This window comes from Sphingomonas endophytica (assembly GCF_001476895.1).
GTDB classification, from domain to species: Bacteria; Pseudomonadota; Alphaproteobacteria; order Sphingomonadales; family Sphingomonadaceae; genus Sphingomonas; species Sphingomonas endophytica_A.
The window spans coordinates 1-599 of sequence record NZ_LDTB01000229.1; the positions used below are offsets into that span (position 1 = coordinate 1).

The window sequence follows — 599 nt, forward strand, 5'->3', positions numbered from 1 at the left end:
GCCCAGCACAACGCCGCGACGAAGCCCGCCTTGCGCGGACCGGCCTTCTCGAGCCAGCCGCCCCAGATCGCGGCGGAGACGCCGAGCAGCACGAAGAACAGGGTGTACATCCAGCCGAGGCTCGCGACCTTCCAGTCGCAGGTCGTCGTGAACAATTCCTGCATCAGCGACATGTCAGGGCACGCTTTCGGCGCGGTCAGGCCGATCGCGCGCGACAGCGGCAGCCAGAACACCGAGAAGCCGTACGCCATACCGATGCAGAGATGGATGCACAGCGCGGCCGGCGGCACCAGCCAGCGATTGAAGCCTGCGGTCGCGATCGTGTGTTCCTTGTCGAGGAAACCTGCGCCTGCCGCGGACACGCGTCCGGCGCTGCTCACTGCGGTCATTGATACCTCCCCTGCAGCCGCCGTTACGTCAGGCGCATCTGCGTCTTCGATCCCGTCTCAGCACTTGCGGCCACCGTCAGGCAGCCGCGCCGCACATTTCCTCGATGCGCCGGGACCAACCACGCGCATTCCGAAAATGCTAACCCCCAACCCGATCGGATATGCCAAGCCGTGCAGCCTGATCTGGACGCAGGCCGGCCGTTGTCCGCC

At 66.3% G+C, this 599-nt stretch carries 1 pseudogene; it reads right to left on the reverse strand.

From position 1 onward, the window contains the following. Positions 1-389, reverse strand: a pseudogene (locus NS334_RS16910) (hypothetical protein); the annotation flags it as partial. Positions 390-599 lie beyond the last annotated feature (210 nt).